Source organism: Micromonospora sp. WMMD737 (genome assembly GCF_049179055.1).
In the GTDB taxonomy this organism is placed as follows: Bacteria; Actinomycetota; Actinomycetes; order Mycobacteriales; family Micromonosporaceae; genus Micromonospora; species Micromonospora reichwaldensis.
The window spans coordinates 515,698-539,228 of record NZ_JBMHMH010000001.1 but is presented as its reverse complement, the minus strand read 5'-3'; the positions used below and the strand labels follow the sequence as shown (position 1 = coordinate 539,228).

The 23,531-nt window shown below is 74.5% G+C and carries 25 protein-coding genes and 1 pseudogene; 5 read left to right on the top strand and 21 right to left on the bottom strand.

What is annotated here, in order from left to right; all coding sequences use genetic code 11:
* Positions 1–13: 13 nt before the first annotated feature.
* The 3 genes and pseudogenes from ACN27A_RS01670 to ACN27A_RS01660 all read right to left on the bottom strand — a co-directional run.
* Positions 14–1,315, bottom strand: a complete 1,302-nt coding sequence (locus ACN27A_RS01670; RefSeq protein WP_421449247.1) for an NAD(P)/FAD-dependent oxidoreductase — start codon at positions 1,313–1,315, stop codon at positions 14–16.
* A 51-nt stretch (positions 1,316–1,366) separates the two neighbouring features.
* Positions 1,367–1,990, bottom strand: coding sequence for an amylo-alpha-1,6-glucosidase (locus ACN27A_RS01665; RefSeq protein WP_421458344.1), 624 nt, complete (start codon positions 1,988–1,990; stop codon positions 1,367–1,369).
* Positions 1,991–2,900: 910 nt separating this feature from the next.
* Positions 2,901–3,374, bottom strand: a pseudogene (locus ACN27A_RS01660) (glycogen debranching N-terminal domain-containing protein); the annotation flags it as partial.
* 313 nt (positions 3,375–3,687) lie between these two features.
* Between ACN27A_RS01660 and ACN27A_RS01655 the strand changes: the two are divergent.
* The gene (locus ACN27A_RS01655; RefSeq protein WP_165947859.1) at positions 3,688–3,849 is read left to right on the top strand and encodes a hypothetical protein; all 162 of its coding nucleotides are present in this window, start codon (positions 3,688–3,690) and stop codon (positions 3,847–3,849) included.
* Between the two features lie 39 nt (positions 3,850–3,888).
* Here ACN27A_RS01655 and ACN27A_RS01650 read toward each other — a convergent pair whose 3' ends face one another.
* The 8 genes from ACN27A_RS01650 to ACN27A_RS01615 form a co-directional block, all read right to left on the bottom strand.
* A complete protein-coding gene (locus ACN27A_RS01650; protein WP_421449244.1) occupies positions 3,889–4,422 on the bottom strand; it encodes a GNAT family N-acetyltransferase in 534 nt (177 codons plus the stop codon).
* A gap of 60 nt (positions 4,423–4,482) precedes the next feature.
* The gene (locus ACN27A_RS01645; protein WP_421449243.1) at positions 4,483–4,905 is read right to left on the bottom strand and encodes a hypothetical protein; all 423 of its coding nucleotides are present in this window, start codon (positions 4,903–4,905) and stop codon (positions 4,483–4,485) included.
* Entirely contained in the window at positions 4,902–5,195 is a 294-nt protein-coding gene (locus ACN27A_RS01640; protein ID WP_393169383.1) for a DUF6510 family protein, read from the bottom strand. The genes ACN27A_RS01645 and ACN27A_RS01640 overlap by 4 nt, the downstream gene beginning before the upstream one ends.
* Before the next feature lie 20 nt (positions 5,196–5,215).
* Positions 5,216–5,950: a ferredoxin reductase gene (locus ACN27A_RS01635; RefSeq protein ID WP_421449241.1), complete on the bottom strand. Its 735-nt coding sequence runs from the start codon at positions 5,948–5,950 to the stop codon at positions 5,216–5,218.
* Positions 5,947–6,537 (bottom strand): sulfite oxidase-like oxidoreductase, encoded by a 591-nt coding sequence (locus tag ACN27A_RS01630; RefSeq protein ID WP_421458343.1) that lies wholly within the window; start codon positions 6,535–6,537, stop codon positions 5,947–5,949. The genes ACN27A_RS01635 and ACN27A_RS01630 overlap by 4 nt, the downstream gene beginning before the upstream one ends.
* A 79-nt stretch (positions 6,538–6,616) precedes the next feature.
* Entirely contained in the window at positions 6,617–7,636 is a 1,020-nt protein-coding gene (locus tag ACN27A_RS01625) for a TerC/Alx family metal homeostasis membrane protein (RefSeq protein ID WP_421449240.1), read from the bottom strand.
* A gap of 226 nt (positions 7,637–7,862) precedes the next feature.
* The gene (locus ACN27A_RS01620) at positions 7,863–8,852 is read right to left on the bottom strand and encodes a glycosyltransferase family 9 protein (RefSeq protein ID WP_421449237.1); all 990 of its coding nucleotides are present in this window, start codon (positions 8,850–8,852) and stop codon (positions 7,863–7,865) included.
* Positions 8,845–10,023, bottom strand: a complete 1,179-nt coding sequence (locus ACN27A_RS01615; protein WP_421449235.1) for a glycosyltransferase — start codon at positions 10,021–10,023, stop codon at positions 8,845–8,847. The genes ACN27A_RS01620 and ACN27A_RS01615 overlap by 8 nt, the downstream gene beginning before the upstream one ends.
* A gap of 73 nt (positions 10,024–10,096) precedes the next feature.
* Here ACN27A_RS01615 and ACN27A_RS01610 point away from each other — a divergent pair, with 73 nt between their 5' ends.
* Entirely contained in the window at positions 10,097–11,263 is a 1,167-nt protein-coding gene (locus ACN27A_RS01610; RefSeq protein WP_421449232.1) for a CaiB/BaiF CoA transferase family protein, read from the top strand.
* A gap of 108 nt (positions 11,264–11,371) precedes the next feature.
* On the opposite strand, the gene ACN27A_RS01605 is transcribed toward ACN27A_RS01610, so the two are convergent.
* Entirely contained in the window at positions 11,372–11,782 is a 411-nt protein-coding gene (locus tag ACN27A_RS01605) for a DUF2267 domain-containing protein (RefSeq protein ID WP_421449231.1), read from the bottom strand.
* A gap of 154 nt (positions 11,783–11,936) precedes the next feature.
* Here ACN27A_RS01605 and ACN27A_RS01600 point away from each other — a divergent pair, with 154 nt between their 5' ends.
* Both ACN27A_RS01600 and ACN27A_RS01595 read left to right on the top strand, forming a co-directional pair.
* The gene (locus ACN27A_RS01600) at positions 11,937–12,206 is read left to right on the top strand and encodes a DUF2795 domain-containing protein (protein WP_421449230.1); all 270 of its coding nucleotides are present in this window, start codon (positions 11,937–11,939) and stop codon (positions 12,204–12,206) included.
* A gap of 149 nt (positions 12,207–12,355) precedes the next feature.
* Positions 12,356–13,009 carry a DUF1345 domain-containing protein gene (locus ACN27A_RS01595; protein ID WP_421449229.1) on the top strand — a complete coding sequence of 218 codons (654 nt, stop codon included), beginning with the start codon at positions 12,356–12,358 and terminating at the stop codon, positions 13,007–13,009.
* 257 nt (positions 13,010–13,266) lie between these two features.
* On the opposite strand, the gene ACN27A_RS01590 is transcribed toward ACN27A_RS01595, so the two are convergent.
* The 4 genes from ACN27A_RS01590 to ACN27A_RS01575 all read right to left on the bottom strand — a co-directional run bounded on the left by ACN27A_RS01590 (position 13,267) and on the right by ACN27A_RS01575 (position 17,302).
* On the bottom strand, positions 13,267–13,932 hold the full coding sequence (locus ACN27A_RS01590) for a hypothetical protein (protein ID WP_421449227.1): 666 nt from the start codon (positions 13,930–13,932) through the stop codon (positions 13,267–13,269).
* A gap of 42 nt (positions 13,933–13,974) precedes the next feature.
* Positions 13,975–14,946 (bottom strand): pirin family protein, encoded by a 972-nt coding sequence (locus tag ACN27A_RS01585; protein WP_421449225.1) that lies wholly within the window; start codon positions 14,944–14,946, stop codon positions 13,975–13,977.
* 180 nt (positions 14,947–15,126) lie between these two features.
* Positions 15,127–15,720 carry a hypothetical protein gene (locus tag ACN27A_RS01580; protein ID WP_421449223.1) on the bottom strand — a complete coding sequence of 198 codons (594 nt, stop codon included), beginning with the start codon at positions 15,718–15,720 and terminating at the stop codon, positions 15,127–15,129.
* Positions 15,721–16,495: 775 nt separating this feature from the next.
* Complete coding sequence (locus ACN27A_RS01575; RefSeq protein WP_421449221.1) at positions 16,496–17,302, bottom strand: DedA family protein; 807 nt, start codon at positions 17,300–17,302, stop codon at positions 16,496–16,498.
* Between the two features lie 172 nt (positions 17,303–17,474).
* On the opposite strand from ACN27A_RS01575, the gene ACN27A_RS01570 reads away from it, so the two are divergent.
* On the top strand, positions 17,475–18,302 hold the full coding sequence (locus ACN27A_RS01570) for an MOSC domain-containing protein (RefSeq protein WP_421449219.1): 828 nt from the start codon (positions 17,475–17,477) through the stop codon (positions 18,300–18,302).
* A gap of 6 nt (positions 18,303–18,308) precedes the next feature.
* Here the strand turns inward: ACN27A_RS01570 and ACN27A_RS01565 are convergent, their stop codons facing one another.
* From ACN27A_RS01565 to ACN27A_RS01545, 5 genes are all read right to left on the bottom strand, one after another.
* A complete protein-coding gene (locus ACN27A_RS01565; RefSeq protein WP_421449218.1) occupies positions 18,309–19,865 on the bottom strand; it encodes a protein kinase domain-containing protein in 1,557 nt (518 codons plus the stop codon).
* Between the two features lie 172 nt (positions 19,866–20,037).
* Positions 20,038–20,241, bottom strand: coding sequence for a hypothetical protein (locus ACN27A_RS01560; protein ID WP_421449215.1), 204 nt, complete (start codon positions 20,239–20,241; stop codon positions 20,038–20,040).
* A gap of 2 nt (positions 20,242–20,243) precedes the next feature.
* Positions 20,244–21,299 carry a LacI family DNA-binding transcriptional regulator gene (locus ACN27A_RS01555; RefSeq protein ID WP_421449214.1) on the bottom strand — a complete coding sequence of 352 codons (1,056 nt, stop codon included), beginning with the start codon at positions 21,297–21,299 and terminating at the stop codon, positions 20,244–20,246.
* Positions 21,300–21,612: 313 nt separating this feature from the next.
* Positions 21,613–22,461, bottom strand: coding sequence for an SAM-dependent methyltransferase (locus tag ACN27A_RS01550; RefSeq protein WP_421449212.1), 849 nt, complete (start codon positions 22,459–22,461; stop codon positions 21,613–21,615).
* A gap of 107 nt (positions 22,462–22,568) precedes the next feature.
* A complete protein-coding gene (locus tag ACN27A_RS01545) occupies positions 22,569–23,450 on the bottom strand; it encodes a helix-turn-helix domain-containing protein (protein ID WP_151456401.1) in 882 nt (293 codons plus the stop codon).
* Between the last annotated feature and the right edge of the window lie 81 nt (positions 23,451–23,531).

Genomic DNA, 23,531 nt, shown 5'->3' with positions numbered 1-23,531 from the left:
CGCCCAGTGCGGGTCAGCGGGCGCGGACGGCCACCTCCGGCGAGGAGCTCTCCAGCGGCACGGCGTTGGCCGGGACCAGGCCGAGTTGCACGGCCGGGCGCGGCAGCGCGGCGTCGAGCATCCAGTCGGCGCTCACCCGGGCCCGGTTGCCCGGCATCGCCAGCAGGTGGTAGCCGCGGGTGACCGCCTTGGCGGGCAGCCCGGACAGCGACACCTTCAACGGGTTCGCCGCCGCGTCCTTGCCGCCCAGGTCGACCACCCAACCCAGGTCGTGGTGCTTGTACGGCCTGCGTCGCCCCTGCCCGTAGGAGGCGGCGATGTTGTGCGCGGCCAGCTTGCCCTGCCGCTGCGCGTGCTGCGCCGTCATGGTGCAGATCTGCCCCGGGCGGGCCAGGTCCGGCACGGCGGCCGCGTCGCCGCAGGCGTACACCTCGGGGAAGCCGGGAACGGTGAGGTACTCGTCGACGACCAGGCGGCCCCGCTCGGTGCGCAGTCCCAGCTCGGCGACGAACGGGTCGGGACGCACGCCGACGCACCAGACCAGGGTGCAGGTGGGCACGTAGTCGCCGTCGGTGAGCGTCACCCCGTCGGCGGTCGCCACGGCCACCGAGGTGCCCATCCGCACGTCCACGCCCCGGCGGCGCAGCACGCGGTCGGCGGTCTCCGACATCCGCTGGTCCAGCTCCGGCAGCACCCGGGGCGCGACGTCGAGCAGCATCCACTTCGGGCGGATCTTGAGGCGGGGGCGCTGGGAGACCAGCTCGTCGGTGAAGAGCTGGCCGTGCGCGGCCACCTCGGTCCCGGTGTAGCCGGCGCCGACGACCACGAAGGTGGCGCGCGCCTGCTGCTCGGCCGGGTCGTCGGTCTGCTCGGCCAGCTCGATCTGCCGGATCACGTGGTCGTGCAGGTAGAGGGCCTCGGGAAGGCCACGGAAGCCGTGGGCGTACTCGGTCACACCGGGGATCGGCAGCAGCTTGTTGACGCTGCCGACGGCCAGCACCAGCCGGTCGTACGCGATCCGGTTGCGGTCCCCCTCCGGCTGGGTGAAGCCGACCCAGCGGTTCTGCAGGTCCACGTGGTCGGCCTCGCCGATGAGCACCCGCACCCCGTCGAGCGTCCCGGTCAGCGGCACGGAGATCCGTCGGGGCTCGACCACGCCGGCGGCCACCTCGGGCAGCAGCGGCAGGTAGAGGAAGTAGTCGGTCGAGTTCAGCACCACGATCTCGGCCCGGCCCCGGGCCAGCCTGCTCAACGTCTTCGCCGCGTGGTAACCGGCGAACCCGGCCCCCACGATCACCACACGAGGTTTCGTCATTGCCGCCCCGTTCCCACCCCGGAGCGGGGCAAACGTGGCGGGTCGGACGATTCAGCACTCGGCCAGCCGGACGTGCCCGGTCTGACCGACCGCCTCCACCTCCCAGCAGCGCCCGAACGCCCGCACCCGCTCGGCGGCGATCCGCCCGATCTCGTGCGGGATGTCGGGGTCGAGGACCAACCGGCCGTCCACCGGGTTCAGGTTGAGCATCGCCCGGACCAGGGCCAGCGGCGTGCCGGCCGCCCACGCCTGCGGGCTGCACGCGGTCGGGTACGGGATCGCGAAGAGCAGCCGCTCCCGGGGAAATCCGCTCATCGCCTCCGGCAGCCGGTGGCCGAACTGCTCGGCCGCCTCGAGCAGGGCGAGGCTCACCCGGTTCGCCTCCGCCCGGTAGCCGTAGCGGGCCATGCCGAGCGCCGCCAGCGAGTTGTCGTGCGGCCAGACGGTGCCCAGGTGGTAGCCGAGGGCGTTGTAGAGCCGTTCGTCCCAGGAGAGGGTGCGAATCCCCCAACCGGAGAACATGTCGTCGGCCATCAGCTGGCGCACCACCGTGCCGGCCCGCTCCGGCGGCACGATCCCGCTCCACAGCAGGTGCCCCATGTTGGAGGTCTTCGAGTCGATCGGGTTCTTGTCGCCGTCCAGCCCGACCGCGTAGAAGCCGCCCCGGTCGTCGATCCAGAAGTCGCGGTTGAACCGCTCGTACAGCGCCTCGGCGTCGGCGGGCCAGGTCGGGCTCGGCGAGCGGGCCGTCGGCCAGCTCGGCCAGGCGCAGCTTCGCGTCGTAGGTGTAGCCCTGCAGGTCGCTGGTGGCGATCGGCAGCACCGGGATGCGGCCGTCGGCGAAGCAGACGCCGTCCGGGGAGTCGCGCCAGCACTGGTTGCCCAGCCCTTCCGGGGAGCGCGTCGCGTACTCGACGTAGCCGTCGTCGTCGCGGTCGCCGTACCGGTCGATCCAGTGCAGCGCGGCGAGGGCGTTGTCGCGCAGGAGCCGGACGGTCTCGTCGTCCCCGGTCCACCGCCAGTACTCCGACAGCAGGACCAGCCAGAGCTGGGTGGCGTCGGCGGAGCCGTAGTACGGCCCGTACGGCTTCAGCCCCGTGCGGGTCAGCTCGCCGCTGCGCACCTCGTGCAGGATCTTGCCGGGTTCCTCGTCGGTGAAGTCGTCGCACGTCTCGCCCTGCAACCGGGCCAGCGCGAGCAGCGCGCCCTTGGCCAGGGCCGGGCCCGCGACCAGCGTCTGGTACGCGGTGATCAAGGTGTCGCGACCAAAGACGGAGAGGAACCAGGGCAGGCCGGCACCAGGCAGCATGATCCGCTGCCCCTTGACCTCCAGGTCGAGGCGCAGCGCCGTCAGGTCGTCGCGGGACTTTCGGATCGTCCGTTCCAGGGCCTGGTTGTCGCTGTGCAGCACCGCCCGCCCGATGGCCCAGCGGCGCACCGGGTCGTCGGCGCGGCGGTGGAACACGTCGGCGATGTCGCCCCGGACCGGCTCCACCACCCCCATTCCCGGTGGCAGCGGCACGTGCAGGTCGACGTGCCACTCCTCCCGTCTGTGCAAAGTGATGTCCCAGACGAGGTCGTCGCCCTCGACCCGGTCCGCCGGCCGGGAGCAGCAGACCCGGGTCTCGGCGGCGAAGTCGCCCCGGGCGTACGTGAAGCACAGTTCCGAGCCGTCCTGCGCGTGGCTACGGGTGATCTCGGCGGAGCGGTCCCGGACCCCCGACTTGACCTCGAACAGGTCGGCGAAGTCGGCGCCCACGGCCAGCCGCAGCTCCAACCGGACCGGCTCCGGCCGGAAGGACACCATCTCCACCCGCTCGTGGAAGCCGTCGCCGACGTACCGCAGCCGCCGCATGCCCAGGCTGTCCGGCGGCAGATCGGACTGGGCCGGGTTGGTCAGCACGTACTGGGCCGAGTAGTGGTCGATGGTCTCGGCGCGCAGCACCAGCAACTGCTCGCCGTTGACGGTGAGCACCCAGCCGCTGAGCAGCCGGGTGTCCAGGTGCACCAGGCCGCCGATGCTGCCCGGCGGCACGTCCCCGCAAGGGTCGGAGTACATGAAGGTGGGGCCGCTGAGCACGGCGATGGAGTCCGGGCCCAGCTCGGGCGGCATGGCCCGCTGGTCGCCGCTCTGCCCGGCGGCGGCCCGCAGGCCGGGTGTGGGGTCGGCGGGGGTCGGACGGACGACAGCCATGCCTCCACCGTAGGAAGACCGTCGCTGTCCGTCATCACCCGCTCCGGGTGAAGCAGCCGTCCAGGCGACCGCAGCGGATCGGGCCGGGCCGGGTCACCCGGGGCGGGTGGGTTCGCCTCACCCGCCCCGGCGGCACGGTGGTGCTCCACCGCCACCCGAGCGACGGGAGGACAGCGCCATGAGCACACCGATGTCGAACGACCGGCGGCAGCCGATCTACCTGCGGCAGAGCGGTCGCCCGCAGCTCACGGCCCGGCAGCGCCGGCGCGTCGAGCACAAGCAGGGGCGGTTCGTACGCCTCGACGGCCAGCGACCTGAGGCACGCCGGCCCGGGCGCTGACCCGGTGGCCGGTGGCGGCCGTGACGTGCCGCCACCGGCCTATCCGCCCGCGGGACACGGGGCGGTGATCGCCCACCGTTCGTGATCGCGCCACGCCCCGTCGATGAACAGGTAGTCCGGCGAGTAACCCTCCAGCCGGAAACCGAGCTTGCGGGCCACCCGTCGGGACGGCTCGTTGCCCGGCTGGATGTTTGCCTCCAGTCGGTGCAGACCGAGCGTGTCGAAGGCGTGCCGGACCACCAGGCCGATGCCGGCGAAGGCGTGTCCGGTTCCGCTGTAGGGCAGGAAGGCGGCGTAACCGAGGTAGCCGCCGCGCAACGCGCCCATGAGGATCCCGCTGATGTTCACGTAACCGGCGATCGCCCCGCTGTCCCGGTCGCAGATCAGGTACCCGGCGTGGTCCCGACGGCGGATCTTGCGCAGGTACGCGGCGTACCGCGCCGGGTCGTCGGGGGCGGCGAGCCAGGGATGGTGCAGGTCACGGCTGCGCCGGGCCGCCGCGACGAACTCGGCCTCGTCGGCCGGCCGGGGCCGACGGATGGCGGCCGGACCCGATGTACGCAGATACCTCACGGCAGACCACTGTCGCCGTGCGCGCCGCCCTTGTCCAGCGGGTCGCGGGCACCCCGGCCCTCACGGACCGGCCGGCTGGTCCGCCCCGTCGTCGACCCGCTCCAGCGTGTAGTGGATGGTCTGGGCGACGATCCAGCCCTCTTCGATGAGGAACGAGTCCGCCCCGTCGCAGACCCGTACGCCCTCGATGCGCGCCGTCCACTCCAGGAACGCCATCCGGCCCTCGACCATCCGGTTCGTGTACACGTAGCGGGCGCCGGGCAGCTCCTCCTCCAGCAGGCGCGCCAGCTCCCCGACGCCCGCGTGCCCGCGGAACACGCCGCGCCGTTCCAGGACCACGCACGACGGCGACACGTTGCGCGCCAGGTCCTCGGCGAACCGGTGCTCGGCGGCCAGCCGCAGGTGGTCGTCGAACACCTCCGACGCCGACCGCGCCCGCAGGTCCTCGCCCACCGCGCCGCCCCCGTCCGACCCGGCCGTCACAGCGGACCCGGGTACGGCTGCTCCGGCGGCATCGGCACCCGCAGGAAGGTGGCCCCGCGCAGGTCCAGCCAGGCGTGCCCGGGCGAGCGGACCAGCCGCAGCATCACCTCGGCGCAGTTCGGGCAGCGGCCGACGAGGCCGGGAGCGTGCGGGTAGACCCGCAGGCCGGCCAGCGGGCCCTGCGTGCGGCAGTGCTCGCACCGCCCGGCGGCGGTGCTCAGGTCGACGGCGAACAGCTCCCGCAGCGGGCCGTCGAGCATGTTGCCGTCCAGGTACGACGTGTCGGTCATCGGGCGCTCCTTCTCGACGCTCAGCCGGTCGGGCCGAACCGTTCGGTCTTCACCCGCCGGCTCTGGTGGCCGAGCCCGACGAGCAGGTCCGCCACCTTCTCCACGAAGCCGGTCGGCCCGCAGACGTAGCAGAGCGGCTCCAGCTCGGGCGGCCAGCCGTGGCTGTTCACGTCGGCCAGCCCGATCCGGTGCGGCTCGCCCCGCCAGTCCTGCGGCGCCTCGCGGGTGTACACGTACGCGACGTCCAGGCCCAGGTCGTCGCGGACACGGCGGCGCAGCTCGTCGGCGTAGAACACGTCGGCCGGGGTGCGCACCGAGTAGAGCAGCCGGAACGGCACCCGGCTGCCGGCGGCGCGGCGGGCGCGCACCATCGCCATCAGCGGCACGACGCCCGACCCGCCGGCCACCAGCAGCACCGGCGGGGTGTCCTCCGGCCGCCAGACGAACCAGCCGCCGACCGGGCCGCGCACCTCCACCGGGTCGCCCTCGGCGTAGACGTCGATCAGGTACGGCGACACCTCGCCGTCGGGCACCCGCTGCACGGTCAGCGTGATCCGGTCGCCCTCGGCCGGGCCGGCCAGCGAGTACGACCGCGCCGCCTGGTAGCCGTCGGGGGCGGTCAGCCGCACGTCGACGTGCTGCCCGGGCAGGTGCCCCGGCCAGCCGGGCGCCTCGAGCACCAGCGTGTGCGCGGTGGGCGTCTCCACCCGGCGCTCGCGCAACCGGGCCACCCGCCAGCGCAGCGGGGCGGTCAATCGCCCTGGTACCGCTGCTCACGCCACGGATCCCCGTAGTCGTGGTAGCCGGCGGTCTCCCAGAATCCGGGCTGGTCGTCCGTGGTGAGCCGGATGCCGCGCACCCACTTGGCGGACTTCCAGAAGTAGAGGTGCGGCACGAGCAGCCGGGCCGGGCCGCCGTGTTCGGCCGGCAGCGCTGCGCCGTCGTAGCGGTGCGCGACCCAGGCCCGCCCGCCGCGCAGGTCGGCCAGCGGCAGGTTCGTGGTGTAGCCGCCGTACGAGTGGGCCTGCGCGTGGTGGGCGCCGGTGTCGACGCCCGCCAGCAGGGTGTCCAGGGAGACCCCCTGCCAGTCGGTGCCCCGCTTCGACCAGCGGGTGACGCAGTGGATGTCGACCGACGGGGTCTCCTGGGGCAGCGCCATCAGCTCGTCCCAGCTCCACCGGAACTCGGCGCCGGACTCGGTGGAGATGACGAACTCCCAGGTCTCCAGCGGCACCCTCGGCGTCGGGCCGGCGGAGAGCACCGGGAAGTCCTGCGTCAGGTACTGCCCCGGCGGCAGGGCCGGCTCCGCGGAGCGGGGCCGGCCCTGGAAGCCCGGTGACACGATTCCCACCCGTCAGTCGTACCACCCGGGGCGGGTGGCGAGGCGCGGTCGGCGGATCCGCACCGCGACGGGTGACGCCTCAGTTCCGCTCGACCACGACTTCCTTCTCGCCCCGGCCGGCCTTGCTGGTGGCCCGCAGGCTGGTGAGGGTGACGATCACCAGGACGCCGATGATGACGCCAAGGGAGGCGAGGGTCGGGATCTCCGGCACGCCCGGCCAGATGCCGTGCGCCCAGTGCAGGCCGAGCTTGACGCCGATGAACGCCAGGATGATCGCCAGGCCGTAGCTGAGGTGCACCAGCCGGCTGAGCGCGGCGTGCAGCACGAAGTAGAGCGCCCGCAGCCCCAGCAGGGCGAACGCGTTGGTGGCGAAGACCAGGTACGGGTCCTCGGTGATGCCGTAGACGGCGGGCACCGAGTCGACGGCGAAGACGATGTCCGTGGCGAGCAGCGCCGTCACCACGAGGGCGAACGGGGTGAGCGTACGCCGGCCGGAGAGGCGCACGACCATCTTCGGGCCGTGGTATTCCTCGGTGACCGGCATGAACTTGCGCAGCAGCCGCACCGAACGCATCTTGCTGATGTCGACTTCCTGCTCGTGCCCGGTGACGGCGTCGCGCAGCAGCTTCGCCGCCGTGAGCAGCAGGATGATCGCGAAGAGCAGGAACGCGAAGTCCAGGGTCTGCAGGGCCGCCGCGCCGATGGCGATGAACACCGCGCGCAGCAGGAGCGCGCCGGTGATGCCGTAGAGCAGGGCCCGCTGGGCCAGCTCGGCCGGCACCGCGAACGCGGCCAGCAGCAGCATGAAGACGAACAGGTTGTCGACCGAGAGGGACTTCTCCACCAGGTAGCCGGTGAGGTACTCGACGCCCTGTTGGGAGCCGAAGCGGGACCAGATCCAGGCGCCGAAGGCCAGCGGCAGGGCGATGTAGAAGGCGGACCAGCCCAGCGCCTCCCGCATCGAGACCTCGTGCGGCTTGCGGGTGACCAGGAAGTCCAGCACCAGCAGTGCGATCACGGCGGCGATGGTGACGCCCCACAGCGTGGGGGTGCCCACCGACTGGAGACCGGTGGCAGCAAGATATGGCAAATCGGACATGGAGCCTCCTCGAACACCCTGTCATGTTCGAGGTCTCCTTCACCCACTTTTCGTGGGCAGCCACCCGAGGCGTGCTCCGGGCACGCCGTACTGACCGGGATGGCTCGTGGGAAGTACTCCCCTCGTCGCGACAAGGTTAGGGCAGGCCCGTGGGCTCGGCAAACGGGGCACGCCAGATCACGCGCGCAAGGCGTGATCTGGGGCGTCGAGGGGCTTTCGTCCCAGCTCAACGGGCGGTGACGGCGGCGAGCACGGCCGCCACGTCGAGGTCGGCCATGCACGCCGGGCCGGCCGGGTCGAGCGGGCAGCGCGCCTCCCACCAGCAGGGCTGTTCGGTGATGGCGGTGGGACGCCGGTACCCGCAGCCGGGCAGGCCCTGCAGGTCGGTGCCGCCCATCCCGTACCGCCGGGCGTCGGTGGGGCCGAACAGCGCCACCGTCGCGGCGCCCGTCGCGGCGGCGAGACGCAGCGGCCCGGTGTCCGGCCCGACCACCACCCCGCCGCGCCGGCCCACGGCCGCGAGCTGCCCGGCGAGGGTGGGCAGGTCGGCTCGGGGCAGCGGCACCCCGACCGGCGCGGCGGGGTCGACCGGGCCGACGGTGAGCACCGGGTGTCCGCGCCGGGTCAGGGCGCGGGCCAGCCCCCGCCAGTGCCTCTGCGGCCAGCGCTTGACCGCCATCCCGGCGTCGGTGACGAGCACCACCGGCGGCGCGAGGGGCTCCCCCACCAGCCGGGCCACCGCCCGCTCCCCCGCGCGCCGGGCCTCGTCGCCCAGGTGGACCCGGGGCCGGGCGGCCCGGTCGGCCGCGCCGAGCAGCCCCTCGGCGCAGAGGATCTCCAGGTAGCGGTCGCCGACCGGCTGCTCCGGCGGCGGATCGCGCCACAGGTTCGTCACGGCCCGCCCGGCGCCGGCCTCGAGCAGGTCGGGGATGCCGTCGTAGCGGGTGGTGGCGACCGCCAGGTCCGGCCGGCAGGCCGCGAGCGCCTCGACGACCGCCTCCCGCTCGGCGCCCGGCCGGCCGTGCCGGGGGGTGCGCACCTCCGCGACGGCCGGGTCGGCGCGCACCAGGTCCGCCCCGGGATCGTGGGTGAGCACCCGCAGCCGCGCGCCGGGGTTGCGGCGGGCCAGGCCGTGCACCGCCGGCAGCAGCATCAGCAGGTCGCCGATCCCGCCGAGCAAATCGACCACCAGGATGTCCGCGTACCGGTCAGGCATCCGCGCGCCCCAGGGTCCGCGCGTAGAGGTCACGGTGCGCGGCGGCCACCCTCGGCCAGGAGTACGCGGCGGCGAAGGCCCGCCCCCGCTCGGCGAGCCGGCGGCGCAGCACCGGATCGGCGAGCAGCCTGCCGACGGTACGCGCGATCGCGGCGCTGTCCCGGCAGGCGCCGATCACCGCCACCGCGCCGCTGCGGTGCGGTCCGTCGTCGCCGGCGTCGGACTGCGTCACCGCGGTCGGCACGCCGTGCGCGAGCGCGGCGAGCAGGGCGCCGCTCTTCGTGCTCACCCCCGTGGTGAACGGCAGCACCGCCACGTCGGCGGCGTGCAGCGCGGCGGAGACCCGCTCGGCGGGCAGGTGTCCGGTGAACGTCACCGCGTCGGCCACCCCGCACCGGTGGGCCAGCCCGGTCAGCTCGGCGCGGAACGCGCGCGCCTCCCGCTCGGGCAGCGCCTGCGAGGTGAACCCGCCGACCACCAGCAGCCGCAGGTCCGGATGGTCGCGACGCAGCTCCGGCAGTGCCTCGATCAGGTACCGCAGTCCCTTCACCGGGTGCACGAAACCGAAGAAGGCCAGCAGCGGCGCGCCCTCCGGCAGGCCCAGCTCCGCCCGCAGCCGCGCCCCCGCGGTGGACGCGCCGACGCGGTCGACGACGTTCGGCGCGATCGGGATGTGCGTGGCCCGCCGGCCGGTACGCGCGTGGACCACGTCGCCGTGGCCGGGATTCGTGACGATCACGGCCGCGCTGGCCGGCACCAGCCGGCCGGACTCCCGGTCCCAGCAGCGGGCCCGCTCCAGCGCCGACCAGAGCCGGGTCGGCAGCCAGCCGGGGCAGGCCCACCAGCCGTACTCGTGCAGGGTGGTGACCAGCGGCACCCGCCGGGGCAGCCGCCACGGCAGCAGCCCGGGCTGCCCCGAGAACCGGTACGCCGACGGGGCGAACTGCACGTGCACCACGTCGGGGGCCAGCTCGCGGACCCGGCGGGCGGCCCGGGCGGTGGCGGCCCGCCAGCGTCCCCGGCCGGCGTCGGGGCGCACCGGCACCGGGGTCACCTCGACACCGACGCCGTCGAGCGCCTCGACCAGGTGCGCCACGTAGTCGCTGACGCCGTCGGCGTCGGGCCGACCGGGACCGTGCAGCATGGCCACCCTGATCCGGTCGTCGACCACGCCACCTCCCGCTTCTCGGTGGGCGGGTTCCCGGCCCCTTACGACGCAAACGCGCCTCGCCTATGGTGTGCCGATGACCGAGGACGTCCCGGCCGGCCCGCTGGCCGGCGTACGGGTGATCGAGCTGGCCGGCATCGGTCCCGGCCCGTTCGCCGCGATGATGCTGGCCGACCTGGGCGCGGACGTGGTCCGGGTGGACCGGGCCACGGACGTCGACCCGGACGCCTTCGGCACCCCGCACCCGGACCTGCTCAACCGGGGACGCCGCTCGATCGGGGTCGACCTGAAGTCCCCCGGCGGGCGGGAGGTGGTGCTGGCCCTGGTCGCCGACGCCGACGCGCTCATCGAGGGGTTCCGCCCGGGGGTGACCGAGCGCCTCGGGGTCGGCCCGGCGGACTGCCTCGCGGCGAACCCCCGGCTGGTCTACGGCCGGATGACCGGCTGGGGCCAGGACGGCCCGGCGGCGCCGTACGCGGGGCACGACATCGACTACCTCGCGTTGACGGGCGCGCTGCACGGGATCGGCCGGGCCGGCGAGCGCCCGGTGCCGCCGATGAACCTGCTCGGCGACTTCGGCGGCGGCGGGATGATGCTCGCCCTCGGCCTGGTCTCCGCCCTGTACGCGGTGCGCGGCGGCGCACGCGGCCAGGTGGTCGACGCGGCCATCGTCGACGGCGTGGCGGTGCTCAGCACCCAGATCCACGCGCTGCGCCGGCTCGGCATGTGGCAGGACGCGCGCGGGGTGAACCTGCTCGACGGCGGCGCTCCCTTCTACGACACCTACGAGTGCGCCGACGGCCGGCATCTGGCGGTCGGCGCGCTGGAGCCACGGTTCTACGACGAGCTCGTCCGGCGCTCCGGCTTCCCGCTGGCCCCGGACGAGGCGCTGGACCGCACCGACCCGGGGAACTGGCCGGCGCTGCGCCGGTCGTGGGCGCGGCTGTTCCGCACCCGGACCAGGGACGAGTGGACGGCGCTGCTGGGCTCCTCGGACGCCTGCGTGGCGCCGGTGCTGGACTGGCGGGAGGCGCCGGAGCACCCGCACCTGGCCGCGCGGGGCACCTTCGTCCAGCGGGACGGGGTCACCCAGCCGGCGCCGGCGCCCCGTTTCTCGGGCACTCCCACCGCGCTGCGCCGCCCCCCGCCCCAGCCGGGCGAGCACACCGACGAGCTGCTGGCGGGGGCGGGCTTCGCCCCGGAGCGGGTCGCCGCCCTGCGCGCCGCCGGCGCCGTCGCCTGAGGCGGCGCACCACCGCCCCCTCGTCCCGGCCGGCACCACCCCGGGCGGTCGGTCCGGCCGTCGTCGCCGGGTGGGCGTCCGGCCGGCGTCGCCGGGTGGGCGGCAGGGTCAGGAGCGGCGCAGGGTGGCACCCGGCGCCATAGCGGGCTCGACCATGTCCCGGAAGTCGCGCGGGAGCTGCATCACCACGTCGTCGAACTCGCCGCCGCTGATCGCCTCGCGCAGGGTGACGAAGACCGCCCGGGCGGCGTCGCGCGCCGCCGGCTCGGTCACCCCGGCCCGCACGGCGACGCGGGCGACGAACTCGGCCGCGCCGAACCGCTCCGCCGACTCGGTACCCGGGCTCGGCTTCAGCACGAGCTGCAACGGCTTGGGCAGCTGGGCCGCCAGGTCCAGCACCTCCCCGCCGGTCAGCCGCTCGGCGAGAGTCTCGAGCGTCGCCCGGGTCAGCGTCACCGCCTGCTCCGAGGAGGTACGGGTGCGCTGGGCGACCTGGTCGACGAAGGTGTCGTAGTTCATCCGGGCTCCTTCAGGCTGCGTCGGGGTCTGCGCGTACCCGCCGGCACGGCCGGGAAACGACGGGGATTTCCGCGCGGGACGGCGCGTGACGGCCCGCCGGGCGGGTAACCGCCGCCGGTCGTGACCGGATCGATGCCCCGGAGGAGTCGACACCATGGCGAGTTACGCCGACGTGCTGCACCTGTCGAGCCTGGACTACCCGGCCGAAAAGGACGACGTGGTACGCCAGGCCGAACGGGAGGGCGCCCCGCCGGACGTGCTGCGCGCGTTGCGGGCCCTTCCACCGGTCGACTACGCCAACGGCAACGAGGTGGCCCGTTCCGCGGGCATCGAGGCGGCCCCGGAGGTCGGCGCCGCGCAGCGGGCGGCGCAGGCCCGGGACAAGCGGCACCAGCGCGTGTCGCAGCACCTGCGCGGCATCTGACCCTTGCTGTCGCGGGCCGACGACGCGCCCGGGCGGGGCACGCCGGGCACGTCCAGCCCGGACACGCCGGGCACGTCCAGGCCGGACACGCCGGGCACGTCCAGGCCGGACACGTTCGGGCCGGAGCGTGGCGCCCGCGCCGGTGACGGATGACGACGCGCGGGCCGGTCGGGCACACCCCGGCCGCGGTCCAGCTCACCGTGATGGGCGCGATCGGCCTGGTGGCCGGCGGGCTCACCGCGCTGGCCGTCACGCCGGCGCTGGCGCCGCTGGCCGGCTGGGACGCGGCGGCGCTGAGCTGGCTGGTGCTGGTCTGGCACCGGCTGTGGCCGATGGACGCGCGGGGGACGGCCCGACTGGCGGTGTACGAGGACCCGAACCGGGCGGTACGTGACGCGCTGCTGCTCGCCGCCTGCCTGGCCAGCCTGCTGGCCGTCGGCATCGTGGTGATCAGCGCGCACGGGGCACCCGCCGCGCCCGCCCGCAACCTCTACGGCGGGCTGGCCGTGCTGAGCGTGCTGCTGTCCTGGCTGGTGGTGCACACCGTGTTCGCCGCCCGGTACGCGCGGATCTACTACACGGGGCCCGACGGTGGGATCGACTTCAACCAGTCGGAGCCGCCACGCTACTCGGACTTCGCCTACCTGGCGTTCACCGTCGGAATGACCTTCCAGGTCTCCGACACGGCGCTGAACAGCAACGAGATGCGCCGTACGGTCCTGCGACACGCGATGGTGTCGTACCTGTTCGGGGCGTTCATCATCGCGGTCACGGTGAACCTGCTGGCCGGCTTGGCAAGATGAGCCGGCATCCGCGTGGAGTGGGCCGACGCCTGCGGAGAGCGGGAGTTGCCGGACAGGCGGGCGCCCCCGTCGCGAACCGCGACCGGGGCGCCACACAGAACCTGTCCGGTGGCCGGTCGGGCCCGAACCGGGCCGCGACCACCAGGCGGTAAATGCCCACCCGAACCGGGCGGGCATCAGTGCCGCGACCATCATACGATGAAACATCACCCGTTCGGACGATTACGAGGGGAAGTGTGGGCCAGCCCACCACCAGGTCAGGCGGCCAACTCCGCGTACCGCTTCTCCAGGTCCACCCGGGCCAATGCCCCGACCAGCCACGCCAGGCGCTCGGACTCCCCGCTGCCGGCCAGGCCCGCCAGGTCGTCGGCGGAGCGGCCCAGCCCCAGCCGGCGGGCCGCGACGAGCGCCCTCCGGTCGGCCACCGGTGCCACCTCACGCCACAGCGCCTGGGCCTCGCGCAGGAACAGGTCCACCACCGTGGCGTCCACCCCGGGCAGCTCGGTGAGCAGTTCCCGCTCCCGGGCCGGGTCGTGGTGGGCCACCGCGCGCAGGCGGCGCAGGTCGCCCCGGTAGCGCTCCACCACGGCGCGCGCCAGGTCGCCGAGCGTGTCGGCGAGGGCGTCGACGTCACCACGCTGGCCGCTGTCGCAAAGCACGCGTACCCGGTCACCGTGCAGGGACCGGGCCAGCCGGGCGGCGCTGTCCCAGCCTGCTGCGGGCAGGGCGTGCGCGCTGTCCACGGCCCGCCGGAAGTCACCCCGGCGGGCCAGCAGCACGGCGAGACAGAGCACCTGGAACAGGCTCGACGGGTTGTTGACGACCCGGAAACCGTACTGCTCGGCGAAGCCGCGCCCACTGCCGGCGAGCCGGCGTACCAGGCGTTTCCTGTCCTCGACACGGGAAGTGGATGTGGTCGGCATGCCGGCGACTACCCGCGCCGCGCCCGGCCACGCCTGCCTGCCTCAGCCGTGCAGCCCGCCGCTGCGGTCGCGCGCCTTGAGGCGGGTGGTCGGCAGCGCCGGGGCGGGCAACGGCGGGGCGGGATCGTCGGCGACGACGCCGAAACGCCGCCCGGCCATCCAGTCCTCCCGCGCGGCGGCCACCTCCTCGTGCGAGCGGCCGACGAAGTTCCACCACATCACCAGCGGTTCCTCGAACGGAGCCCCGCCGAGCAGCAGCAGCCGGCTCCCCGGCGCGCCAGTCAGAGTGAGTTGCTCCCGACCGGTGCCCAGGTAGAGCAGCGCCCCCGGGGTCAACGGCACCCCGTCGACCTCAGCGGAGCCGGACATGGCCAGCAGCCCGTACTCGAAGTCGGGCCGCAGCGGCAGCGTGGCCGGCGCGGGTCCGCGCAGCTCCACCTGCGCGCCGAGCAGCGGCGTGTACGTCAAAGCCGGGGACCGCTCGCCCGCGAGCTCGCCCACCAGCAGGGTGACGTCCAGTTCACCGTCGCGCCAGCGCGGCAGGTCGGCGTGGTGGGCGAAGTCGGCGGCCCCGGCGCGGGCCGGGTCCGGCAGCGCCACCCAGAGCTGCACGCCGTGCATCAGCGGCGGATGCCGCTCGGGCGACCGCTCCGAATGCGCGATGCCGTGCCCCGAGGTCATCACGTTGAGCTGGCCGGGGCGGATCGGCTGGACGTTGCCCAGGCTGTCGCGGTGCAGGATCTCCCCGTCGAGCAGCCAGGTCACGGTCTGCAAGCCGGTGTGCGGATGCGGTGGCACCTCCATGCCGGGCCGCTCGGCAACGTCGTCCGGGCCGAAGTGGTCCACGAAGCACCAGGCCCCGACCATCCGCCGCTGCCGCTGCGGAAGCAGCCGACGCACGGTCGTGTAGCGACCCAGCGGCACGTCGTGGCCTGGCAGCAGGACGCTGCCGGGATCGGCGGTCGCCACGCCAGGTGGTCGGGTCTGCGCGGGCATCTTCTCGGTACGCTCCACCGCCCGACTGTACGCCCGGACAGGCCACGAACCCGTCGGCCTCCCCACCGCTCAGCCCACTCCGACGTCGGCGCGAACGGGGCACCTCCGGTTCGCGCCGCCCGCAACTCCGAGTTCCGGACATGCGTCTGGCCGGCACCCCGGACAGGGTGCCGGCCAGCGGCGATTCGGCTACTGCTGTCAGCTGTTCCAGTGCTCGGCCACCAGGTCGGCGGCCTGCTGCTCCCACTGGGCGTAGTGGTCCGGGTACGCCGACACCTGCACCGTCTGCGCGGCCTTCGTCAGCGGCATGTCCTGCCACCCGTCGACCTGCTTCAGACCCTTCAGGAACGCCGTCGTCGAGTACTCGGGATCGGTGATCTGCTCCACCGTCCCCCAACCCGAGGACGGACGCTGCTGGAACAGGCCCTGCGAGTCGTGGTCGTTGCGGTCACCCAGGTGACCCAGGTTCTCCAGCTTCGACTCCTGCAGTGCGGTCGCGATCGACACGACGGCGGCGCGCTCGTCCATGCCGGCCTTCTTCGTCGCCGCGATGATGGCCTTGACGTTGGCGACCTGCTCGTCGGACAGGTCGATACGCGACTGCGCGCCCTGCACACCGTGCGGGATCAGCTTGGCCTTGTCGGCCGACGGCTTGTCGGCCTGCACCGTCACTGCGACCGGGGTCGACTGCACCGACGGGGCCGCGTGCGCGGTCGCGGGACCGGCGAACACGCCACCGGCGAACGCGAGACCAGCAACACCGAGAACGCTCTTACGCATGATCGTGTTCATCAGAAACGCTCCATTCGGGGGTCGGCACCCACACACCGAAGGGGGATCGGCTCACGCGGATGCAAGCACCGTCGGCGCTCATGCGAACTCACGGAGGATCTCCAGCGAACCTGGAGAGGATCTCCGACATTCAGCCGGAGGAAAGATCAGATCGGCCATGCCGGCCGGATGACCCGTGCGGGCCGGAGGGAGGCCGGGCTGTCGTGCGGGGCGGGGGACGCCCTCGCGTCGGCCGGACCATGTGTAACCACCGCCGGCCCGCCATCATTCCGGGCGCCCCGGGCCCGCCATCTGTCGGGGCGGCGTGCCCTCGGCGGCGTGGTCTTGCTCGGCCGTACGCAGGATGTAACGACCCCGCCCCCGCCACGATTCCGCCCCCACCATGCCCCCGGTCACACCCACAAACCGCACATTCGGCACGCCACGCCACCCCGCTGACGACCCACTCACCCCGGACAGCCACACGAAACCGGACACCGGGCCACCGGTGGAGATCTTGGTAGAAAACGGCCCTTGGAGGGGCCGTTTTCTACCAAGATCTCCGGTAGGAGCCGGGCGGGCGGACGCGACAGTGGGCCTCGACGGGGTGTGGCCCGCAGTGCCCGACGCAGGGGGCAAACCCGCGGGTGGACTTCCGCGGCCCGGGGTCGATCGAGGTCGGGGCGGGGTGCCCGCGCCGCCTGTGCAGAGCGCCTCGGCGGCGGCGCGGAGCCCGAGGGCCACCACGACGGGGCCCGGCGGGCGTGGTAGCGCCCGCCGTGGCCGCGCCACCGGCTCAGCGGGACAGGTCGCGGTCTGGTGCCTGCCCGTCCGAGTACGCGCTGCGGTAGATCGTGCCCCGCCCCGTCGGGTCCGGCGCGTGGGGCAGCGGGGCAGGGTCGACGGGCGGGACGGGGTCGACAGCCTCCGGCGCGCCGCGCCGCGCCCGGATGATCCGGGAGACCACGAACCAGCCGGCGGCCGCCACGCTGGCGACGATGACCACCTTCTGCAGCACGCCGGCGTACCCCTCGACGAGGTGCCAGTTGTCGCCGAGCAGGTAGCCGGCCATCACGAAGGTGGTGTTCCAGATCAGGCTGCCGAGCGTCGTGTAGACCGCGAAGGTCAGCACCGGCATCCGCTCCACGCCGGCCGGGATGGAGATCAGGCTCCGGAAGATCGGGATCATCCGCCCGAAGAAGACGGCCTTCACCCCGTGCCGCAGGAACCACTCCTCGGTGCGGTCCACGTCGCTGAGCTTGATCAGCGGCAGCCGCTGCGCGATCGCCCGGATCCGCTCGCGGCCCAGCGCGGCGCCGATCCAGTACAGGGCGAGGGCCCCGAGCAGCGAGCCGAGGGTGGTCCAGAAGATCGCGCTGACCACGCTCATCCGACCCTGCCCGGCGACGAAGCCGGCCAGCGGCAGGATCACCTCGCTGGGGATCGGTGGGAAGAGGTTCTCCAGGGCCACGGCCAGACCCGCGCCGGGGCCACCGAGCCGCTCGACCAGGCCGATGACGAAGCCGACCAGCCCGTCCTCGGGCGGCGCGGCCTTTTCGGGGGCGGTGCCGGAGGCGAGCAGGGCGTGCGCGGTACGAATCATGGCCCACACGCTACGAACCGATCCTGGGAGTCCGCCAACGGGCCGGCCCTTGCGTCCGGCGGACGGCCTACAGCAGGGGTTCGCACTAGGGTGGCCCCGTGACGACGCGCACCACGACCGTCGGCGGGGCCCCGGTCCGGATCGCGGCGACCCGCGCCGGGGCGGCGGCAGGATGACCGGCCGGCTGGCGCAGCTGTGGCGTTACCCGGTGAAGTCGATGCTGGGTGAGCGGCTGCCCCACGCCGACGTCGGCCCGGCGGGGGTGGCGGGCGACCGGCGGCTGGCCCTGCGGCACCGGGACACCGGGCGGGTGGCCAGCGCGAAGCATCCCCGGCGCTGGCGCGACCTGCTCACGCTCCGCGCGGCCGGCGCCGCACCCGATGAGGTACGGATCACGCTGCCCGACGGGCGGGTCCTGTCCAGCGTGGACCCCGGCGTCGACGACGTGCTGTCCCGGGTGCTGGGCGTCCCGGTGACGCTGATCGACCGGCCGCCCGCCGGGGCGCTCCTGGAGCGGGCCGACCCGGACGCGGTGCTGGCGGCCGGTCTGGCCGCCGAGGTGCCGGTCGACGCCAACCCGCTCGGGGCGGCGGCGCCGGGCACCTTCTTCGACTTCGCCCCGGTGCACCTGGTCACGACGGCCACCCTGGCCCGGGTGGCCGCCGAGCTTCCGGGCGGCACCGTCGAGGCGGTCCGCTACCGGCCCAACCTCGTGCTCGACGTCGGCGTGGACGGCTTCGCCGAGAACGACTGGGTCGGCCGCGAGCTGCGGGTCGGCCCCGAGCTGGTGCTGCGGGTACTCGCCCCGACCCCGCGGTGCGCGGTGCCGACCCTGGCGCACGGGTCGCTGCCCCGGCAGGCCGAGGCGTTGCGCGTCCCGGCCCGCCTCAACCGGGTCGCGCCGCTGCCGCAGCTCGGCGCGCAGCCGTGCGTGGGCGCGTACGCGCAGGTGGTGCGGGGCGGCCGGGTGGAGCAGGGGTTCGCGGTCGAGGTCGGCTGAGCCGGTTCAGTCGTCGTCCTCGTCGTCGTCCGGCGCCGGCGTGTGGATCCGGTCGAGCAGGGCGTCGAGTCGGGCCGCCGTGTCGGGCGGGAGCTGCCCTTCCTCGGCCGCCTCGGCGAGGCGCTCCCGCAGCTTCTCGACCCGCTTGGCCCGGTCCTTTTCCCTGCCCCGGCTCAGGTCCGCGAGCTTGTCCCGCAGCCCCTCGACCGTCTTGCGGTCGATGTCGCCGCGGGCCTGCGCCCAGGCGAGCACCGCGGCGAACTCGGCGACGAACTGCGGCAGGCCGACGGGGTCGGGCCGCGCGGACACCGGCGGCGGGGCGGAGGTCCTGGCTGGCGGCGGCGTCGGCCTGGCCGAGGTCGGCTTGCCGGCCGGTGTGCCGGTGACGGGGGCCGCCGCCGGTGGCGGACTTCCGCCGTCGCCGATGACGAGCGCACCGACGAGCCCGACGAGCAGCGCGACCCCGACGGCGACCAGCGCGGTGACGGGCCTGTTGCGCGTGGTCCCCGCGCCGCCGGCCGGGGCGGGACGGCCGGTGCGGGCGACCACGGGATGGCGCCTGCCCGGCGGGGCGGGGTACGGCACCCCCGCGCGGCCGGTGGGGTTCGGGGACGGCGGTGAGCGGTCGATCAGGGTCGGCGGGTGCTCGGCGCCTGCCGGCGAGGGGGAGGTCGCAGACGAGGCGCCGGCGGACGGGGTCGGCAGGACGGCCGTGGGCGGGTGGGCCGGCGCCTCCGAAGCGAAGCGGGTGGCGAGCTGGGTCGCGCCCGGCCGCTGTGCCGGCTCGGTGGCCAGGCAGGCCAGGGTCAGCTCGGCGATGTCGGGCGGCAGCCCGGGGACCCGCGGGGGCGGCACCGGCGGGTGCCCGGCGTGCACCTCCAGCGCGTCCTCCCAGGTCTGCACGGGCAGGGGGGCCCGGCCGGTGAGGGTGCGGTAGAGCAGCGCGCCGAGGGCGTAGACGTCGCTGGCCGGGTTCGGCGGCCCGGGCCGCATCCGCTCCGGGGCGAAGTACGCGGGCGTGCCCATCAGCAGTTCGCCGGTCTGCCCCGCCCTGGGGTGGTGCGGCCCGGCGAGCGCGGCGATGCCGAAGTCGAGCACCTTGGCGCCGGTCTCGGTGAGCATCACGTTGCCGGGCTTGACGTCGCGGTGCACCACGCCGATGCGGTGGGCGGCGGCGAGCGCCGCAGCGATCTGGCCGGCCATCCGCACCGCCTCCGGCCAGGGCAGTGGCCCGTCGGCGAGCCGGTCGGCGAGGTTGCGCCCCTGCACCAGCTCCATCACCAGATACGGGACGACGATGCCGCCGTCCAGGGCCGCCTCGCCGTAGTCGTACACCTGGGTGACGTGCGGGTGGGTCAGCCGCGCGGCGGCGCGGGCCTCGCGCTGGATGGTGGCCCGCAGTTGCGGGTCGGTGGCGAACTGCCGGGTGAGGGCCTTGACGGCGACGGGCCGGTGCAGCACCTCGTCGTCGGCGCGCCACACCTCGGACATCCCGCCGAGGCCGATGCGCTCGCGCAGGACGTAGCGGTCGTGCAACCGCAGGGTGGGCGAGAACGGCGACATAGCCGTTCAGTCTGCCCTGCCGGCGGGGTCTGCCACCAGCGCGGTGCCCGGTTGCGGGCCGGTCGTCGCGGTTCGGACGGCGACGACCGGCCCGCGCCGACGGTCGAGAGCAGTGGGCTACCGGCCCCGCACGGGCGGTCAGGAGCAGCGGGCTACCGGCCCGCGCCGACGGTCAGGAGCAGCGCGGCGCGGCGGCGACCGGCGGCGGCTGGATGCGGTCGGCGAGCCGGCGCAGGACGGCGGCGGCGACCAGCCGGGTGGGGGCGAGTCGCGCGACGCGGGGCCGCTCCGGGCGGACGGGGGCGTCCGGCCGGGCGGAGTTGACGTGTCGGGTCACCGCGTCGACGGCGAGGACGAAGCCGGTGGACTGTTCCATGGTCAGCTCCCTGGGACGGGTCCGGTGGAGGACCGGACGACGAGTGCGGTGGGTAGCAGGACGTGGCCGGCCGCCGGGTCGGCGGGCGGGTCGAGCAGGAGTCGGGCGGCGATGCGCCCCTTCTCCTCGGCTGGTTGCCGCACGGTGGTCAGGCCGGCGGTGGCGGCCTCGGCGATGTCGTCGAAGCCGGTGACCGACACGGGCGGCCGACCTGCCTCGGCGAGCGCGTCGAGGACGCCGAGGGCGAGCACGTCCGCGCAGGCCAGGACCGCCGTGGGCGGTTCGGGGGCGGCGAGGGCGGCGGCGACGGCCGTGGCGCCCGCCGCCCGGCTGTTGTCGGTGGCGGCGAGCACGGTCAGCTCGGACCAGGTGACGCCGACCTCGGCGAAGGCGTCGGCGAACCCGGCCAGCCGCGCCCGGGTCGTCGGGTGGGCGACGTCTGCCACCTCGGCGAGGCGCAGTTCGCCCGGGGCCGCGCCGGGGCGCACGGCGTCGCCGAGCAGTGCGACCCGCCGGTGCCCCAGCCCCGCCACGTGGGCGGCGACGGCCCGGGCGGCGGCCCGCTCGTCGATGCCGACGTAGCGGTCGTCGGGGCCGGCGTCGTCGCGGGGGGCGGTCGTGACGACGGGCAGGCCGCGCTCGCGGAGCACGTCGACGACCCAGCCCTCGTCGCCGACGCAGTAGACGCAGAAGCCGTCGACGGCGGCGTTCTCCACCGCCCGCCGCGCGGCGGGCTCGTCGGCTGGCAGCGGCACGAGCAGCAGGCTGGTGCCGTGCCGCTCGGCCGCCTCGGCGACGCCGGCCAGGAAGCGGACCGCGAAGGGGTCGGTGAAGGCGTACGACAGCCGCGACTCGAAGAGCACTCCGATGGCGCCCACGTACCCGCGCCGCAGCGACCGGGCGGTGGGGTTGGGGCCGGGGTAGCCGAGCTGCCGGGCGGCGTCCAGGATCCGTTGGCGCAGGGCGGCGGAGAGCTGGTCGGGTCGGCTGTAGGCGTTGGAGACGGTGCTGCGGGACACGCCGACGGCGTCCGCGACGGCTTGCAGGGTCGGCTTCACCGCGGCCTCTCTGTATCGATTCAGACTGGATCGATACAGAGACTAGGCGGAGCGGGCCGCCCTCGTCAACGCCACAGGCGGCGAGCCGGCTCGGGACCGCACGCGACAGGAACACCGACGCGGCCCACCACGCCGCCCCGGCCACGGTGACGCCCAGCGCGGGGCCACGTCGAGTGCGGGGGCGACGTCGAGTGCGGGGGCGACGTCGAGAGCGACTCCACGCGGTAGCGCCGGGCGACGTCGAGGGTGACCCCGCGCAGCAGCGCCGGCCCGGACCGTGGTGGTCCGGGCCGGCGGGCGCGCAGGTGCGCGGTCAGCCCTTGCGGGCCACCCCGCCGTACATGCTGACCTCGGCCGCCGCCGGGCGGGGCTGCGGCGCGTCCTCGGCACGCCACTCGGCGACCGACGTGACGCCGGGCTCCAACAGCTCCAGCCCGTCGAAGAACCGGATGAACTCGGCCCGGGTGCGCAGGTTGATCAGGCCGTGCGGGCTGCCGCCCCGGGCCGCCGCCTTCGCCTCCTGCGCCACGTGCGGGGGGAGGTAGTCGTGGGTGGCGTGCGAGGCCGCCAGGTAGCTGCCCGGCGGCAGCGCGTCGAGCAGCCGCGTGACCACGGCGTACGGGTCGTCGTCGTCGCCGACGAAGTGCAGGATCGCGACCAGCATCAGGGCGACCGGCCGGGACAGGTCGATGGTGCGCAGCAGGTCGGGGTGGTGCAGGATCCGCTCCGGGTCGCGCAGGTCGGCGTCGATGTAGGCGGTGGCGCCCTCGGGCGAGCTGGTCAGCAGCGCCCGGGCGTGCGCGAGCACGATCGGGTCGTTGTCGACGTAGACCACCCGCGACTCGGGGGCGATCGCCTGCGCGACCTCGTGGGTGTTGTCGGCGGTCGGAATGCCGGTGCCGATGTCGAGGAACTGGCGGATGCCCTCCTCCCGGGCGAGGTGCCGCACGGCCCGCTGGAGGAAACGGCGGTTCTCCAGCGCGGCGGTGCGGATGGTCGGGAAGGACGCCGCCACCATGTCGCCGGAGTCCCGGTCGGCCTGGAAGTTGTCCTTGCCACCGAGCCAGTAGTTGTACCGGCGCGCGGGGTGGGCCACCGAGGTGTCGATGCGGTCGCTCGGGTGCGCGGGGCCGGTCGTCGTGCCCGGGGCATCGGTGGTCAAGGCAGCCTCCACGACTCTGCGCCACCCGCGACCGGGGGCGTCCGTCCACTGTCGCCGGTCGGCGACCATGGTAGCCGCACCGCCGTCGAGGCGAGACCCCGCCGGGGTCACCCCGGGTAGAGGTCGTCCAGGATCGCGCCGAGGATCTCCGGCGTACGCTCCGGCGGCTCGGCCTCCACGCAGAGCCGCTCCATCGCGACCGCGTAGTAGTCGAGGTCGTCGCGTTTGTCGAGGTAGAGCGCGCTGGTGAGCTGTTCGATGTAGACGATGTCGGGCAGTTCCCGGTCACCGAAGCGCAGGATGGTGAAGGCCCCACCCGCGGCGGCGTGCCCACCGGCGGCGAACGGGATGACCTGGAGCCGGATGTTCGGCGACTTGGTGGCCTCGATCAACGCCGCCACCTGCTCACGCATCACCCGCGGGCCGCCGATCGGCCGGCGCAGCGCGGCCTCGTCCACCACCGCCCAGAGCTGCGGCGGGTTCTCGCGGTGCAGCAACCGCTGGCGCTGCATACGCAGTGCGACCCGACGCTCGATCTCCGCCGGTGCGGCCCGGCCGTGCCCGAGCAGCACCACCGCCCGGGCGTACTCCCGGGTCTGAAGCAGGCCGGGGACGAACTGGACCTCGTAGCTGCGGATGAGCGCGGCGGCCGCCTCCAGTCCGAGGTACGACTGGAACCAGTTCGGCAGCACGTCGCCGTAGCGGTGCCACCAGCCCGGGCTGTTGGCGTCGCGGGCGAGCTTGAGCAGCGCCTCCCGTTCCTCGGACGCGGTGACGCCGTAGAGGGTGAGCAGGTCCGCGACGTCGCGTTCCTTGAAGCCGACCCGGCCCAGCTCCATCCGGCTGATCTTCGACTCGGAGGCGCGGATCTCCCAGCCGGCGCCCTCCCGGGTCACCCCGCTGGACTCGCGCAGCCGGCGCAGTTGGGCGCCGAGCAGCATGCGCAGCACGGTCGGGCCGGTCCCCGGACCGCCCTCGGCGGGACCCATCGTCACAGCCGACCTCCACATGCCGGTTCGTGCCGACCGGGTGCCCTCGCGCGGCCGACGTGTAAGCATGCCATGAACCGT

Excerpts from the sequence above, each read along its gene's own strand:
- ACN27A_RS01670 (WP_421449247.1), bottom strand. The coding sequence starts at position 1,315 with ATGACGAAACCTCGTGTGGTGATCGTGGGGGCCGGGTTCGCCGGTTAC.
- ACN27A_RS01655 (WP_165947859.1), top strand. The coding sequence starts at position 3,688 with ATGAGCACACCGATGTCGAACGACCGGCGGCAGCCGATCTACCTGCGG.
- ACN27A_RS01640 (WP_393169383.1), bottom strand. The coding sequence starts at position 5,195 with ATGACCGACACGTCGTACCTGGACGGCAACATGCTCGACGGCCCGCTG.
- ACN27A_RS01625 (WP_421449240.1), bottom strand. The coding sequence starts at position 7,636 with ATGTCCGATTTGCCATATCTTGCTGCCACCGGTCTCCAGTCGGTGGGC.
- ACN27A_RS01620 (WP_421449237.1), bottom strand. The coding sequence starts at position 8,852 with ATGCCTGACCGGTACGCGGACATCCTGGTGGTCGATTTGCTCGGCGGG.
- ACN27A_RS01610 (WP_421449232.1), top strand. The coding sequence starts at position 10,097 with ATGACCGAGGACGTCCCGGCCGGCCCGCTGGCCGGCGTACGGGTGATC.
- ACN27A_RS01605 (WP_421449231.1), bottom strand. The coding sequence starts at position 11,782 with ATGAACTACGACACCTTCGTCGACCAGGTCGCCCAGCGCACCCGTACC.
- ACN27A_RS01600 (WP_421449230.1), top strand. The coding sequence starts at position 11,937 with ATGGCGAGTTACGCCGACGTGCTGCACCTGTCGAGCCTGGACTACCCG.
- ACN27A_RS01595 (WP_421449229.1), top strand. The coding sequence starts at position 12,356 with ATGACGACGCGCGGGCCGGTCGGGCACACCCCGGCCGCGGTCCAGCTC.
- ACN27A_RS01590 (WP_421449227.1), bottom strand. The coding sequence starts at position 13,932 with ATGCCGACCACATCCACTTCCCGTGTCGAGGACAGGAAACGCCTGGTA.
- ACN27A_RS01580 (WP_421449223.1), bottom strand. The coding sequence starts at position 15,720 with ATGAACACGATCATGCGTAAGAGCGTTCTCGGTGTTGCTGGTCTCGCG.
- ACN27A_RS01575 (WP_421449221.1), bottom strand. The coding sequence starts at position 17,302 with ATGATTCGTACCGCGCACGCCCTGCTCGCCTCCGGCACCGCCCCCGAA.
- ACN27A_RS01570 (WP_421449219.1), top strand. The coding sequence starts at position 17,475 with ATGACCGGCCGGCTGGCGCAGCTGTGGCGTTACCCGGTGAAGTCGATG.
- ACN27A_RS01565 (WP_421449218.1), bottom strand. The coding sequence starts at position 19,865 with ATGTCGCCGTTCTCGCCCACCCTGCGGTTGCACGACCGCTACGTCCTG.
- ACN27A_RS01560 (WP_421449215.1), bottom strand. The coding sequence starts at position 20,241 with ATGGAACAGTCCACCGGCTTCGTCCTCGCCGTCGACGCGGTGACCCGA.
- ACN27A_RS01545 (WP_151456401.1), bottom strand. The coding sequence starts at position 23,450 with ATGGGTCCCGCCGAGGGCGGTCCGGGGACCGGCCCGACCGTGCTGCGC.